General features: G+C 37.5%; 13 protein-coding genes and 1 other annotated feature. Of the genes, 3 read left to right on the top strand and 10 right to left on the bottom strand.

The genetic code is table 11. The features are described 5' to 3' along the window. Positions 1-9: 9 nt before the first annotated feature. A complete protein-coding gene (locus PGP85_RS19005; RefSeq protein ID WP_010739569.1) occupies positions 10-1,971 on the bottom strand; it encodes a V-type ATP synthase subunit I in 1,962 nt (653 codons plus the stop codon). Then, positions 1,961-2,281: a hypothetical protein gene (locus PGP85_RS19000; RefSeq protein ID WP_270328877.1), complete on the bottom strand. Its 321-nt coding sequence runs from the start codon at positions 2,279-2,281 to the stop codon at positions 1,961-1,963. The genes PGP85_RS19005 and PGP85_RS19000 overlap by 11 nt, the downstream gene beginning before the upstream one ends. A gap of 47 nt (positions 2,282-2,328) precedes the next feature. Further along, positions 2,329-2,376: a sequence feature (sodium ion sensor (DUF1646 type); this cis-regulatory element may regulate processes involved in with the transportation of sodium ions), on the bottom strand. A 217-nt stretch (positions 2,377-2,593) separates the two neighbouring features. On the opposite strand from PGP85_RS19000, the gene PGP85_RS18995 reads away from it, so the two are divergent. From PGP85_RS18995 to PGP85_RS18985, 3 genes are all read left to right on the top strand, one after another. Next, positions 2,594-3,319: a gamma-glutamyl-gamma-aminobutyrate hydrolase family protein gene (locus PGP85_RS18995; protein WP_270328876.1), complete on the top strand. Its 726-nt coding sequence runs from the start codon at positions 2,594-2,596 to the stop codon at positions 3,317-3,319. A gap of 196 nt (positions 3,320-3,515) precedes the next feature. After that, a complete protein-coding gene (locus PGP85_RS18990; protein WP_010739572.1) occupies positions 3,516-4,193 on the top strand; it encodes an ABC transporter ATP-binding protein in 678 nt (225 codons plus the stop codon). Between the two features lies 1 nt (position 4,194). After that, positions 4,195-5,466, top strand: a complete 1,272-nt coding sequence (locus PGP85_RS18985) for an ABC transporter permease (RefSeq protein WP_270328875.1) — start codon at positions 4,195-4,197, stop codon at positions 5,464-5,466. A 61-nt stretch (positions 5,467-5,527) separates the two neighbouring features. Here PGP85_RS18985 and PGP85_RS18980 read toward each other — a convergent pair whose 3' ends face one another. The 8 genes from PGP85_RS18980 to trxA all read right to left on the bottom strand — a co-directional run bounded on the left by PGP85_RS18980 (position 5,528) and on the right by trxA (position 13,259). Beyond that, positions 5,528-6,976 carry an alanine/glycine:cation symporter family protein gene (locus PGP85_RS18980; RefSeq protein ID WP_270328874.1) on the bottom strand — a complete coding sequence of 483 codons (1,449 nt, stop codon included), beginning with the start codon at positions 6,974-6,976 and terminating at the stop codon, positions 5,528-5,530. A 202-nt stretch (positions 6,977-7,178) separates the two neighbouring features. After that, positions 7,179-7,994, bottom strand: coding sequence for an aldo/keto reductase (locus PGP85_RS18975; RefSeq protein WP_010739575.1), 816 nt, complete (start codon positions 7,992-7,994; stop codon positions 7,179-7,181). A 134-nt stretch (positions 7,995-8,128) separates the two neighbouring features. Next, positions 8,129-9,388: an ABC transporter permease gene (locus tag PGP85_RS18970; protein WP_010739576.1), complete on the bottom strand. Its 1,260-nt coding sequence runs from the start codon at positions 9,386-9,388 to the stop codon at positions 8,129-8,131. Further along, positions 9,381-10,280 carry an ABC transporter ATP-binding protein gene (locus PGP85_RS18965; protein ID WP_010739577.1) on the bottom strand — a complete coding sequence of 300 codons (900 nt, stop codon included), beginning with the start codon at positions 10,278-10,280 and terminating at the stop codon, positions 9,381-9,383. Before PGP85_RS18965 ends, PGP85_RS18970 begins: the two co-directional genes overlap by 8 nt. A gap of 11 nt (positions 10,281-10,291) precedes the next feature. Next, positions 10,292-10,756, bottom strand: coding sequence for a hypothetical protein (locus PGP85_RS18960; protein ID WP_270328873.1), 465 nt, complete (start codon positions 10,754-10,756; stop codon positions 10,292-10,294). Next, entirely contained in the window at positions 10,756-10,962 is a 207-nt protein-coding gene (locus PGP85_RS18955; protein WP_034708308.1) for a helix-turn-helix transcriptional regulator, read from the bottom strand. The genes PGP85_RS18960 and PGP85_RS18955 overlap by 1 nt, the downstream gene beginning before the upstream one ends. Before the next feature lie 86 nt (positions 10,963-11,048). Further along, positions 11,049-12,824, bottom strand: coding sequence for an excinuclease ABC subunit UvrC (gene uvrC / locus PGP85_RS18950; RefSeq protein ID WP_270328872.1), 1,776 nt, complete (start codon positions 12,822-12,824; stop codon positions 11,049-11,051). A gap of 120 nt (positions 12,825-12,944) precedes the next feature. Beyond that, positions 12,945-13,259: a thioredoxin gene (trxA, locus tag PGP85_RS18945; RefSeq protein ID WP_010739581.1), complete on the bottom strand. Its 315-nt coding sequence runs from the start codon at positions 13,257-13,259 to the stop codon at positions 12,945-12,947. Between the last annotated feature and the right edge of the window lie 24 nt (positions 13,260-13,283).

The raw sequence follows: 13,283 nt of genomic DNA, 5'->3' as shown, positions 1-13,283 counted from the left end.
TTCCTCCAATTATTTTTCTTGTTTAATATTTACATATTTTTCTTCTGTCTTTAAAGGACGAAACGCACGTCCGCCACCTTCATAAAATTTACCGAAAAACTCTACATACTGTAACCGAGCGCCATGAACATAGGCCGATAATAGTGATAAAAAGATGTTTAATCCATGTAAAGCTACCATCAATAATATTCCGACACTAAAACGTGCAATTGGAGGCATGTAGCCCACTAACATATTGAACGCTGCCGCAATACTACCTCCAGAGATTCCTAATGCCATCAGACGTGTGTAACTAACTAAATCGCCAATATAGCTAGTGATTCCGTATAGATTGTAAGCACCCGTGGCTAATCCTTTGATTTTTGATTTTGCTTGAAGCATTGGTGTGAAGACGATCATTAGCGCACTTACTACTGCCAAAGTTACACCAATTAGAAATAACGGCTGACTATTTAGAATCATTTTTCCTAATCCGCCTACAATCGCTCCAACCATAATTCCTTGCCAAGCAAATCCATCTGAGATAGCCCCTAAATAATTTTTGGCTTTGATGTTTTCTTTGGCTGCTAATCCCAACCCGATAAAAATCTGAATTACCCCAAAGATGATTGATAATATCAGAATACTGATCACATCTTCGCTAGTTGAAAGAATTGGTTTGTACCCCAGCGAAAAGCCAAAGAACGAATTGTAAATCAATCCCCACAAAATGGTAGGTACCGCTAAAATTTGGAAAAAATGCATAAACCGTTCCATTCCTCGCGGCAATATTGAACGTAAAGCAATTGTAGTCGCTATCAGCATCAATGCACCATAACCCGCATCTGCCACCATCATCCCGAAAAAGACAAAGTAAAAAGGCATAAACCAAGGTGTCGGATCAACCTCATGATACTTCGGCAAACTATACATTTCCGTCAACATCTCAAAAGGCTTGACTATCGCATTATTCTTTAATTTTGTTGGAATTTCTTCATTAATTTCAATATCTGTGGGTTCTTCAATTTCCAAATAAAGATTCTCTTTACCAATCAAATTACCCATAAATGATTCAAAGTCATTGTAGGTTTCAGTTTCTAGCCAACCTTGGATCAAAAAGACTTTATCATCTTTAATAAAATGATTGTGAATCAGCCAACGATTTTTGCGTGCTAGCAATACCTCTTCGGCCGTTTCCAACTCCTCAATCACAATTTTTTTCTGACCAATCAGTTGAGCTAATCTTTTTTGTTCCTCAACTAGTTCAAGATTCTCTCGTTGAATCCTTGTCAATTCTGCTTTAGGTAGTTGAACTCGGTTATAAATAAATGCGACTATACTAAATTGTCGAACTAGTTCTTGAACAGTTCCCTGTACAGCACGTAAATATAACAGAACAAAATTGACAATATGATCATCGCTATAAATAATTTCATAATGAATCTGTTCATTCTTTAGTTGCTGCTCAAATGAGTCCCAAATACTTGCATCCGCCGTACCTAGAAAACATTTCGTTGAATGTAATGAATACTCTTTTGGTAAAAAATCTAACGCTTGCCATTTTTGTAGAAGGCTTTCTTGAGTCTGCAGTTCTTGTTGTTTCGCATTTGCTTCTGAAAAAAGTCGCTCCAATTCTTGAATGCTTTCTAGTTCTGACAGTAAAGCTGCTTCGTCAAAATTTCCCTCTAATGATCTAAGGGTTGCATGTTGTCGTTTGAGATGAAGCCCCTTCTCTCGACTACTTCCATGATGCTCGACAAATCGAATAGCATGAGTTATTTGCTCTAACTGTTGATCAATTTTTGCAAGTGTATCTTGACTGGGTAAAGGATCGACTTCATTAAAATATTTCTCCACCCATTCATTGCTGACTGTTTGTTGGAAAAGATCTCGAATTTCGACTCCTTGAAATCCTTGGATCGCAGATAGAATTTGTTCGCTATGTCCTTGCTGGGCGATCAGCGTCAGCTTGCTCATTTTACTAACTGCCATATTCTGAGATCACCCTTTCAATAATTTGTTCAATCGTCTGTTCTTTTTTTCCTTGGTAATTTTCTTCCATTTTTCTAATCGCATCTTCTGCACTTGTAGTTAAATCACGTTCATCATCTTCTAACTCACGAGCCAAAACTCGCTCTCTTTCAGATAACTTATTAGAGAAATCTATTTTCAATTTCTCTCTTTTTGCTTGCAGCAATTGTTTTTTTTCTGCCTCATATGCAGCCAATTCGGCCACGAGTCGTTCTTTGACTCTTTCATTTTGTTCCTCAGCAGATTTTATTTTCTCTAAAGCTTCTAGCACACAAACCCTCCTTTACATACAAAAAGAGCGCAAAACTCCTAAGGTCGTTCTTCTCACCCCTTGAAGAACACGAGCCTTGAAGCTTACGCCCAACCTTTTTTGTATTTATTCAACAACTACAGTATATCAAAAAAAGGAATACCCGTAACTATTTTTCAATAAAAAGCACAAAAAATTCCTATCCTTATAGATTAAAATGATCCCTTATTATAGTAGGTTCTCACAAAAAATAATATAAGAAAATTTAAAGAACGAATTACTTGCTTTTTAAGTTTTGACTATGGTATCAAAAGATATAAGGAGTGGTCGAACATGAAAAAAAATATTATTGGCATTGCAGCAAACCAACACTATCAGAATAATCAAGATTTTTTTGATCAACAATTTACTTACAGTCCTCAAGGATTTATTGATGGCGTTCACCAAGCGGGAGGAGTCCCTATTTTATTACCCATTAGTGACCCTGAACTTGCTAGTGATTACATTGCATCAATCGATAAATTATTGTTAGCCGGCGGTCAGGATGTTACACCTTTTCTTTATGGAGAAGAACCTCATCCAAAATTGGGTCCGACAAGCATTGCTCGCGACTCTTTTGAGATGGCATTAATTAAAGAGGCTATCAAGCAAGGCAAGCCGATCTTTACAATTTGCCGTGGCACGCAGCTGTTGAATGTTACTTTAGGTGGTACTTTGTATCAAGATTTATCCCAATATCCCGATTGGGAAGTAAAACATGACATGTTCCCTACCGTTCCGGACTTTGGTTTGCATTCGATTACTGTCAAAGCAGATTCTTCATTAGCTCCGCTGTTTGGTGAACGTGAACAAGTGAATTCCTATCACCATCAAGCCATCAAAGAGTTAGCTGAGAGTCTCGTACCTATCGCATGGGCGCATGATGGCATCATTGAAGCTGTCGAAAGCCGTGAAACAAACACAAAAATTCTCGGTGTGCAATGGCATCCTGAATTAACCCGTAAAAATGATCAAAAAGAACAAAGTCTATTTGATTATTTCGTGAATGAATTCGAGTAGTTTTAACCAAAATAGAAAACAGTGTAAAGACCAAACTCAAAAATCGAGATGGTCTTTTTCTAGTTCTGAATATTTTTAGTCAAAATCCACAAAACAAAATATGTGTTTTAACTATAAATCCTACTTTAGTACCATTTCATTATTTTTTAGTTATGGGAAAATCAATCCATAGCTTTTCGCTAAAAGGAGGAAAATAATGAATGCAATTGAAGTAAAAGATGTGAAAAAGGTTTATGGCTCCGGCCAAGCGACCTTTGAAGCATTAAAAGGGGTTAGTTTTACGATTAAGAAAGGTGAATCTATCGCGATCATTGGAAAAAGTGGATCTGGCAAATCAACTTTGATGCATATTTTGGCGCTATTAGACCGACCAAGTTCTGGAAAAATAGCCTTACTGAATCAAGATACACGACAAATTAAAAATAGTGCGTTAAACAAAATGCGGAATGAAACATTTGGATTTGTATTCCAGCAATTCTTCATCAATCCGAAAGATACTGTTTTATCAAATGTCTTATTACCTTTAAAAATTGCTGGTATTACTAACAGACAAAGAAAACAAATGGCCTTAGAAGCTTTGGAGGCCGTCGAACTGAGCGATAAAGCGAACAATAAAGCAAATGATTTATCTGGTGGACAAAAACAAAGAGTTTGTATTGCACGAGCAATCGTTAATCAACCAGAAATTATCTTCGCAGATGAACCGACAGGAAATTTAGACTCTGCAACTGGGGAGAAAATCGAAAAATTATTGTTCAACTTGAATCATAAAAAAGGCATTACTTTGATTATCGTAACGCATGACCCGGAATTGGCAGCTCGATGCGATCGGCAGATTCATATAAAAGATGGTCTTCTATTGGAGGGCATTTAATATGAAATTATTTGATATCATAAAATCTGCAAGTTCGAATCTGTGGCGCAACAAAGGGCGGACAGTCCTGACCGTAATTGCTATTTTTATCGGAGCCTTTACAATTTCTTTGACAACTGGAGTCAATAATGGCGTTAATGACTATATCGATCGGCAAATTAATGGTGTCGGTGGTGAAGATCAATTGATGGTTTTTCCTGAATCTCAAATGGAGTCTGATAGTGATGAACCGCAGAAGTATGATCCTGATAAAGCCTCTGGGGCAGATGCAGACTATTTAACTGCAAAAGACCTTGATAAAATCAAGGATACGAAAGGAATAACCAAAGTTGAACCTTTCCATTTCTTAGCAACAGATTATGTCCAACGAAATGATGGAGAAAAATATCTGTTGTCTGCCGTTAGTGTCAGCGATATTTCGATTGATTTAGAAGCAGGACGGGAAGTTAGCAACTCTGGCGAGAACTATGAAATCAACATAGCACCGGAATATATGAAAGCTTTAGGTTTTAAAAACGCTAAGTCTGCTCTTAACAAAAAAATAAACGTTTCTATAAGCAGCCAAGCGACCGGCGAACAAGAAATCGTGGAGGCAACAATCGTAGGTGTTCGTAATGTCAGTCTCATTCAACAAGGACAGTCCATTATGAGTAAGGCTTTATCTGATAAAATTGTCAGCGTGAATGAAAAAGGAATGCCTGAAAATATGAAAAATAAATATGGAACCCTTTTTGCTACGATGGATAAAAACTTATCAGATAAACAAATTGATCAACTGAAAGAACGTTTGACTAAGAACGGATTCAGCGCTATGACGGTCGAAGATGAAATAGGTATGATTCGCCAAGTAATCAATGCCATCACAGGAGTCCTAACTCTATTCGGTGCAATTGCATTATTGGCTGCGAGTTTTGGAATTATCAACACCTTATACATGTCCGTTCAAGATCGTACTCGAGAAATCGGCCTAATGAAGGCGATGGGAATGGGACGGTTCAAGGTCTTTCTAACCTTTAGTGTCGAGGCCCTATTGATTGGTTTCTGGGGCGGTGTGACAGGGATAGCTGGAGCAATCGTTGCTGGTCATTTTCTAAATGATTTTGCTATGACTTCATTTCTAGATGGCTTAACTGGGCTAACCTTATTGCAGTTCTCTTGGCCATCAATGCTGATCATTTTAGTTGTTATCATGCTAATCGCATTTCTGGCGGGGACTTTCCCAGCAAATCGTGCTGCTCGATTGGATCCAATTGACGCATTACGTTATGAATAGAAAAAGAGCCGCTGCAAAGTTTATCCTTTTGCAGCGGCTCTTTTCAATTTAGATGTTCATTTTATTCATCATCAAAAGATGTATCTGCCAGTGGAACTGAGGACAAATCATCTGTTTCACTCGCTGATAATCGAGCGAAATAAGATTTTGTTTCTTTGATAACAACCGGACTCAATAAGATTAAAGCAATAATATTAGGAAATGCCATCAGACCATTAAAAATGTCAGCAATCGTCCAAACAGCCGAAACAGTTAGGTAAGGCCCGATAAAAACGGCAAAAATATAAACGAAACGGAAGGCAGATGAAAATTTTGTATTTCCACCAGTCAAATAACTTAAGCAGCGCTCTGAATAATAGTTCCATCCTAAAATTGTTGTAAAAGCAAAGAACGCTAAACAAATCATTAGTAGAAGCGAAGCGACTGTTTGAGAAAGAGGTAAAGCTTCCGAAAATGCATAGATCGTAACGGCAGAACCTTCCAGTCCTGTTTTCCAAGCCCCAGTTAAAATAATTGCCATTCCTGTCATATTACAAACGACTAAAGTATCAATAAAAGTACCTGTCATAGATACTAAACCCTGACGCACTGGTTCTTTCGATTGCGCAGCAGCGGCTGCAATCGGAGCACTACCCAATCCGGATTCATTTGAGAAAATCCCTCGAGCCACTCCTTTTTGCATGGCAATCATCATCGCCCCCATTGCTCCGCCTGAAACAGCACGCAAACCAAAAGCACTTTGCACGATTTCTACAATTACACTTGGCAATTTTGAAATATTAATTATGATCATGAACAAGCATAAGCCTACATAGATAACGATCATTAACGGCACGATAATTTCAGATACGCGAGCTATTCGCTGTACCCCGCCAATTAGAACAATTGCTACAAGAATCGTGACCACAACTCCCGTAATAATGACTGCCCAAGAATATTCGTTTTCAAAGAGAGTAATTGTGTTTACTTTTTCCGGATCAAAAAAGGTTTCTGCTGCCGATGTAATCCCATTGATCTGCGCGATTGTACCAATTCCAATTAGACCAGCAATGGCTCCAAAGAAAGCAAACATTTTCGCCAACCATTTCCATTTATGTCCTAACCCGTTTTCAATGTAATAGAATGGTCCGCCTAGAGCTTTGCCATGGTCATCAAATGTACGATATTTGACTGCCAATAACCCTTCAGCATATTTTGTTGCCATCCCCAATAATCCTGCAAGTTCCAACCAAAATAATGCACCTGGTCCCCCAGCAACAATTGCTGTTGCAACCCCGACAATATTTCCAGTACCAATGGTCGCTGATAAGGCCGTACACAACGCTTGAAAGCTTGTGACATCCCCTTGTCCGCCCTCTTCATTTTTCACCATATACTTAAGTGCTAGAGGTAAGCGACGAATTTGAATCATCCGACAGCCAACAGTTAAAATAATGCCAATTCCTAGAATTAAGACAATCATTGGGGCGCCCCAAATCATAGAATTAATTTTCGTTAAATAATCACCCATCAAAACCCTCCCATTTTCTTGCTATTTTACCATAAAACGTTTTCACAAACTTCCTTTCAAATAAAAAAAAATCTACATATTGTTTTTGCCTACTGGAAAAGTGATCATTTCAACATTGTGAAATACAAAAAAACACATGAAAAACCAACAAAAGATGGGTCTCATGTGTTTTAGTTATAATGTTTAAATAGCTAACAATTAGTTAAAAATCAAAATTATCCGGATCAGCACCTAATCGTTCATTGATATTTAAACGATTAATTTTTTCCATTTCTTCAACACTTAATTCAAAATCAAATACATTAATATTTTCTTTGATCCGTTCTTCATGAACAGATTTCGGAATCACGATGATATCACTTTGTAAATGCCAGCGAATGATTACTTGCGCTGCGGATTTTTTGTGACTCTTGCCTATTTCAACGAGTGTCGGATTTTGTAGGATTTTTCCTTGCCCCAGAGGTGACCATGCTTCAACTGCAATGCCCTCACTAGCCAAGTAGGTACGTAAATCAACTTGAGTCAACGTAGGATGCAATTCAATCTGATTAACCATTGGTTTAATCTTGGCTGCGTTCATTAATTCTTCAATATGATGCTGTTGGAAATTCGAAACGCCGATCGCTTTTGCGCGGCCGCTCTCATAAATTTCCTCCATCGCTCGCCAAGAGTCACTGAACTTGCCTGCAACTGGCCAATGAATCAAGTAAAGATCGACATAATCCAAACCTAAGCGTTTAAGACTTTCATTAAAAGCTTGATGAGTAGAATCATAACCTTGATCCGCATTCCAAAGTTTTGTCGTTACGAATAATTCTTCTCGTTCGACACCAGATTGACGGATCCCTTCACCTACACCCTTTTCATTCTTGTAGACCGACGCGGTATCAATCAAATGATAATCGTTTTCGATGGCCCAACGAACAGAATTGGTCGCATCTACTTCTTCTACACGCCAAACACCCAATCCTAATCGAGGCATCTCAATACCATTTGCAAGTCGCTTATTCTTCTCCATCAACGTTCCTCCTCGTATAATAGTGATCCTAGTTCTTCAACTATATACTAATTCTACTAAATCATCGAATATCTTGACAGTATATCCGACAATTTCGTTATAGGAGATCTTGATTTCGAGAACAACTGATTTATTTATTTCTTTTTACGATCATTTTGCATAATAGAAATCGATTGTTTTAAGGCACTGAAGGTTCCGCCTTCGCTATATACCAAAACATTGGATTTATATAGTTGAGCTGAGAAAACTGTTAATAAAATCGTAAACAGTACTAGAATTCCTAATGATACGAATGCACTAGAAAGTGCTGCCGTATTTGACGCTAGACGCAATGGCATACTATATGACGATAAGAAAGGGATGTACGAAGTGACTTTGATAATCACATTTGTCGGATCAGAAGTTCCTAAAATTAAGCCCAACATGTATCCAATCATAGACAAGTACATTACTGGCTGAATCGCTTTAGCTGTATCTTCCGGTTTGCTGACCAAAGAGCCGCACAATGCTGAAAGTACTGCATATAAAAATAATCCCACTAACATGAAAGCGATAATAACCAGTGCACTACTACCTAATAAAGTCTTAATCGATACATTATTAATGAGGTCTTTTACCATCGGCATATCTTTGAATTGTCGATAACCGAAGACCAATGCAACTCCATAAATCAATAATTGAGTCAGTGCCACTAGCAAGACACCCAATAATTTCCCATAATAATGAGTCTTAGCTTTCATACTTGAAAGCAATACTTCCATGATTCGCGTTCCTTTTTCCGACGCAATCTCTTGTGCGATGATTGAAGAGTAGCTGATAATAAATACAAACATGATTATTGTTGTCAAAAAGCTTAGAATAAACTGAGTGCCCGAATCTCCGTCGTCACTCTCCATTTTTCCCTTCTCAAAGGTTACTTTAGTTGATTCAAATTTTGCCGGCTCCATGACTTTTTGAACTTGTGCTGGAGTTAGATTCAACTGATTAGCACGAATAGTTGCTTGCATTGAACTCAGAATTTGCTGTAATTGAGTTTCCGTTGAAGTTCCTAAAGAGGCTTTACTATATAATTTACCTGAAACTTGTTCTTCACCCATTTTTAAATCCAAATAGGCATCAATCTTTTTATCTTCTAACTGCTTTTGGGCCTTCTTATCACTAGCGACCACTTTAAAGCTATAGTCCTTATTTTTAGTTTTAGCTAACTGTTCTGCTACTGCTGGTTGATCACTTACAATACCAATTTTATTGATATCATTTGCATCACCGAAGAAATGTTGTGACAAGTAGAAAATCCCCATAAGTAAAAATGGTGCTAAAATCATGATCAAAAATGCTGTAGATTTTACATTCTTTTTATATACATCCTTAATAATAATACCCATTTTACTCATTTACAGCACCTGCTTTCCATTTGAAGATTTCTTCTAGTGTTGGCGGTTGTTGATTGAACATCGGAATGTAGCCATCTTTGGTAGCTTGAACAAATATTTCTTGTCCTGCAGCTGGATCTTCCAAGGTGATATCGAAGCTGCCGTCCTCTTTTTGAGTCACTGTATGGACACCAGCAAAGGCTTCTAATTCTTGTTTCGTCAAATGCGAATCTAAATACAATTTACTGCGGCCAAATGATTCACGAATTTCGTGGACCTTGCCATTCAAAACCGTTTCGCCATTTCGCAACATTATTAAATGATCGCAGATCTTCTCAACATTATCCATGTTGTGGCTAGAAAAAATGACACACGACCCTTTCTCCTTTAACTCAATAATTCCGTTTTTTAACAACTCCGCATTGACCGGATCTAACCCACTGAATGGTTCATCCAAAATAACCAGCTTCGGTTCGTGAATCAATGTAGATATTAATTGAACCTTTTGTTGATTCCCTTTAGAAAGTGATTTCACTTTATCTGTTTTCTTTCCTTTGACTTGGAATTTCTCCATCCACTCATCGATTTTCGGTGCGATTTCTTGTTTACTCTTTCCTCGTAAAGAAGCAAAGAAAAGCAATTGATTCTCGATTGTTACCTTCGGATACAACCCTCTTTCTTCCGGTAGATAGCCAATCGTATTATAGTCCTTACCTGAGAGTGTATGTCCATCCCATAAGACACTGCCTGAATCTTTCGATAAGAAGTCTAAGATTAATCGAAACGTTGTCGTTTTACCCGCACCATTTTGACCAATCAACCCTAAAATTTTCCCATCTTCAATCGTAAAAGTCATATCATCCAAGGCTTTGTACGAACCGAAACTCTTACTTAATTTTTCAACCTGTAACATCTTCTCACTCCTTATAATTTCCTTTTGTAATATAAATAACTAATTAAAAAACTAATTAGAAATACATAAAGCAAACCAGTTGCGGTTAGCATCAGAATTCTTGAAATAAAACTACCGACGGTACTTAAAATCACCAATACAATAACCATCATATAAGCGGAAAATTGTATCGTCTTACTTGCAATTTCCAGATTGCGTTCATCCATTCGAGCGATTCGTTGAGCCTTTAATAATTTTGGATTATTCATAATACGATGATTCCTAAAAACGACAACAATAATTGCTAAACAAATTGAGCTGAAGAATCCTGTCAAGAAACCTAACGCATGGTCATCTATTTTTAAATCATACCAATTTGTACCAACGAAAAGAATTCCTGCACATATGAGCAAAAATACTATTGATACTAAACAGTTTCTATTCTTTTTTTTCAACTTCTCACGATAATCGCGATCCGCTTTCGAAAGTTTCTCCATCACTCTTCCTCCTCATCATCAAAAATAAAAATATCCTCAATCGTCAAATCAAAAAGACGAGCAATTTTGTGAGCGAGGATCAACGAAGCATTGTAGCGTCCACTCTCCAATGAAATAATTGTTTGACGTGTCACTTCCAAGTCATTTGCCAATTCGCTTTGGGTCAGCTTACGTTCTTTACGTAATTTTTGAATTCGATTTTGCAAACGATCACCTCTTTTATGTATAGTGCCCTTTACATTTACAAAAAAAGTATAGCACCCTTTACAATTTATGTAAAGGGTGCTATACATTATTTTTTCTTCAACTGATTATGTGTGCTTTCTGCCACCGTTTTTGGCAATCCAACTTTTTGCAATTCTTCAATCGATGCTGCTTGAATATTCTTCAATGACTTAAATTCCTTCAGCAACATTTTTTTACGTTTTGGTCCTAAGCCCTCAATATTATCCAACTTCGAAGCAAAACTATTTTTACTCCGTAACTGACGATGAAATGTAATCGCAAAACGATGGACCTCATCTTGAATCCGCTGCAACAAGAAAAATTCTTGTGAATTGCGTTCTAACGGAACAACATTTAACTCAGGTCCATAAAGTAACTCGCTCGTTTTATGTTTATCATCCTTCGCCAAACCGGCTATCGGAATATCGATTCCAAGTTGATTCGCTAATACGTCCCTTGCAACATCGACTTGACCTTTCCCACCATCGATCACAATCAAATCTGGGAAGGGCAATCCTTCCTTTAATACCCGAGAATATCGGCGATAAATAACTTCACGCATTGAAGCATAGTCGTCCGGACCTTTGACAGTCTTTATTTTATATTTACGGTATTCCTTCTTCGCCGGCTTTCCATCAATGAATACAACCATCGCAGATACTGGGTCAGTTCCCATAATATTAGAATTATCAAATGCTTCGATCCGAATCGGTGCAGGGATATTCATAGCATCCCCTAACTTTTCTACCGCACCAATCGTTCGCGCTTCACTACGACCTATTAAATCAAATTTCTCATTTAAAGCAACATGGGCATTTTTTCCAGCTAATTTAACAAGCTTTTTCTTTTCACCACGTTGCGGCTGTAGAACTTTTGTTTCTAACATCGCTTCGACACTAGGCTTATCAATATTATCAGGAATCAAAACTTCTTTAGGGATAAAATGTTCATTTTCTTGGTAAAACTGTCCAATATAGGTCAAAAAATCTTCTTGCGCATCATTATAGAATGGAAACATCGACACATCTCGTTCAATCAACTTTCCTTGACGTACAAAAAAGACTTGGACACACATCCAACCTTTTTCTGTCGCATAACCAAAAATATCGCGATCGATCAAATCAGTGTTAGTCATCTTCTGTTTTGTCATGACTGTTTCAATCGCCTTGATTTGATCACGATACTCCGCCGCCTTTTCAAATTCCATATCTGCGGCGGCCTGATTCATTTTTTCTTTCAGCTGTCTTTGAATCTCGGTATGCCCACCATTTAAAAATCGCTTGATCTCTTCCACCATGTCTTTATAGACCTGTGGATCAACATGAAAAGCATAAGGACATAGACATTGTCCTAAATGATAATAAAGACACGGCGTTTTTTGTGATGGTTTGCACTTCCGCAACGGAAACAATCGATCCAGCAGTTTTTTGGTTTCATTAGCAGCGTTCACATCAGGATATGGCCCAAAGTAATGAGCTTTATCTTTTAAAACTTTTCTTGTAATCATTAAGCGTGGATACTTTTCATTCGTAATCTTAAGAAATGGATAGGTCTTGTCATCCTTCAACATGATATTATACTTAGGATCATTTTTTTTGATCAAGTTTATCTCAAGCAGCAATGCTTCAATGTTGGATTCCGTCACGATATATTCAAAATCCACGATTTCACTGACTAATCGCTCTGTCTTCGTATTATGACTCCCAGTAAAGTAAGATCGTACCCTATTTTTTAAAATTTTGGCTTTACCAACATAAATAATCGTGCCATTTTTATCCTTCATTAGGTAACAGCCCGGTTGATCTGGTAAAAGTGCTAATTTGTTTTTGATTCGCTCGTTCATAAGTTGTTTCCCTTCAAACTTGAAATCACAGCTAACTTTAAAATCAATAATTATCTTCCTAGCTAGAACAAATAAAGTTAAACTGACAAAAAAGCTGGACATAAAGTCCAGCTCAAGATCTTACATGTGAGCTTGGATAAGCTCGTTTAATTGGTCTTTAGTATGAACACCAATAACTTTATCAACAACTTGTCCGTCTTTTTTCAAAACGAGTGTTGGAATGCTCATGATACCGAAAGATGCTGGCGTTTCTGGATTTTCATCCACATCCATTTTTACGACTCTGAATTCATCTTCGTCATACTCCTCGGATAGTTGTTCTAAGATCGGAGCTTGCATCCGACAAGGACCACACCAAGTTGCCCAAAAGTCGATCAAAACAAGACCGTTATCTGTTTCATCATTAAAAGTTTTATCAGTAACTACTTGTGACATTTGAATTCCTCCTATATAACTCGG

Source organism: Enterococcus malodoratus, from assembly GCF_027659535.1.
Classification (GTDB): Bacteria; Bacillota; Bacilli; order Lactobacillales; family Enterococcaceae; genus Enterococcus_A; species Enterococcus_A malodoratus.
The sequence above is the reverse complement of the archived record's forward strand: the minus strand, read 5'-3'. Positions and strand labels throughout refer to the sequence as shown.

Coding starts and splice junctions, on each gene's coding strand:
- PGP85_RS19005 (WP_010739569.1), bottom strand. CDS start 1,971: ATGGCAGTTAGTAAAATGAGCAAGCTGACGCTGATCGCCCAGCAAGGA.
- PGP85_RS18995 (WP_270328876.1), top strand. CDS start 2,594: ATGAAAAAAAATATTATTGGCATTGCAGCAAACCAACACTATCAGAAT.
- PGP85_RS18990 (WP_010739572.1), top strand. CDS start 3,516: ATGAATGCAATTGAAGTAAAAGATGTGAAAAAGGTTTATGGCTCCGGC.
- PGP85_RS18985 (WP_270328875.1), top strand. CDS start 4,195: ATGAAATTATTTGATATCATAAAATCTGCAAGTTCGAATCTGTGGCGC.
- PGP85_RS18980 (WP_270328874.1), bottom strand. CDS start 6,976: ATGGGTGATTATTTAACGAAAATTAATTCTATGATTTGGGGCGCCCCA.
- PGP85_RS18975 (WP_010739575.1), bottom strand. CDS start 7,994: ATGGAGAAGAATAAGCGACTTGCAAATGGTATTGAGATGCCTCGATTA.
- PGP85_RS18970 (WP_010739576.1), bottom strand. CDS start 9,388: ATGAGTAAAATGGGTATTATTATTAAGGATGTATATAAAAAGAATGTA.
- PGP85_RS18965 (WP_010739577.1), bottom strand. CDS start 10,280: ATGTTACAGGTTGAAAAATTAAGTAAGAGTTTCGGTTCGTACAAAGCC.
- PGP85_RS18960 (WP_270328873.1), bottom strand. CDS start 10,756: ATGGAGAAACTTTCGAAAGCGGATCGCGATTATCGTGAGAAGTTGAAA.
- uvrC (WP_270328872.1), bottom strand. CDS start 12,824: ATGAACGAGCGAATCAAAAACAAATTAGCACTTTTACCAGATCAACCG.
- trxA (WP_010739581.1), bottom strand. CDS start 13,259: ATGTCACAAGTAGTTACTGATAAAACTTTTAATGATGAAACAGATAAC.